The following is a 1,192-nucleotide window of genomic DNA, read 5'->3' as shown; positions in this document are numbered from 1 at the left end:
CCTCCTATTCCTCCCGCTCTCTGTGGTAAAAAAATCCAATAAGAAAATCTCACCACGGAGTGCACGAAGGAATGGGAGTAAAACTCTGCGAGACCTTTGCGCCCTCGGCGTCTTCGCGGTAAACCCAGCGAGAAGCTCAAAAAACCTAGCCCAATCCTCAACCGGTTTTGGCGAAACCTGCACGACTCACTTGGCCTCCTCTCGGCCAAAACTCCCCATACCAAACCCTAACCCAGTATCCTTGGGTTGAAACCCAAGGCTATGCACCGGTCGCCCCGATGGGGCTTTGACTGCTTTTTTACCACGGAGATCACGGAGGAAAAGGAGAAAGCTTCGCGCCTTGGAGTCTTCGGGGGAGTGCTTTTCTCGCAGAGCCTAAGCGCCGCAAAAAATCCGGAAAACTCGCTGTTTCGTAGCAGCAGCACAACGAATAACCGGATAGATCAAAACTAAAACCCTCCTATTCCTCCCGCTCTCTGTGGTAAAAAAATCCAATAAGAAAATCTCACCACGGAGTGCACGAAGGAATGGGAGTAAAACTCTGCGAGACCTTTGCGCCCTCGGCGTCTTCGCGGTAAACCCAGCGAGAAGCTCAAAAAACCTAGCCCAATCCTCAACCGGTTTTGGCGAAACCTGCACGACTCAATTGAGCTCCTTTCGGCCAAAACTCCCCATACCAAACCCTAACCCAGTATCCTTGGGTTGAAACCCAAGGCTATGCACCGGTCGCCCCGATGGGGCTGTGTAGATATTCTGTCTCCACAGAAAAGGAGAAAATCGCCTCCGCGGCCTTTTTGGTAAAAAATACGCCAGAAATTATCCACCGCAAAGAACCACGACGTACGCAAAGAGAGAGCCCAGCTCCGTGACATCTGTGTCTTTATCCGTGGAAATCTGTGGGAAACAAAAAATCCTAAGATCCGGCATTTAGATAAGCTTTTTCACTGCAGAGCCCGCAGAGTAAAAGGAGAAAGCTTCGCGCCTTGGAGTCTTCGGGAGAGCGCTTTTCTCGCAGAGCCGGAGAGCTGCAAAAAATTCGGGAAACTCGCTGTTTCTCTAGCATCAGCACAACGAATAACCGGATAGATCAAAACCAAACCCCTCCTATTTCTCCCGCTCTCTGTGGTGAAAAAATCCAATAAGAAAATTTTACCACTGAGTGCACGGAGGAATGGGAGAAAGCTTCGCGCCT

At 50.3% G+C, this 1,192-nt stretch carries 1 protein-coding gene; it reads right to left on the bottom strand.

Features of this window, described 5'->3' with window-relative positions; translation table 11 throughout:
- Positions 1–941 precede the first annotated feature (941 nt).
- On the bottom strand, positions 942–1,192 hold a 251-nt coding region (locus J0A68_RS22390), incomplete at its 5' end, for a hypothetical protein (RefSeq protein ID WP_206580493.1).

The sequence above is a fragment of the Algoriphagus oliviformis genome, from assembly GCF_017254915.1.
GTDB classification, from domain to species: Bacteria; Bacteroidota; Bacteroidia; order Cytophagales; family Cyclobacteriaceae; genus Algoriphagus; species Algoriphagus oliviformis.
The sequence above is the reverse complement of the archived record's forward strand: the minus strand, read 5'-3'. Positions and strand labels throughout refer to the sequence as shown.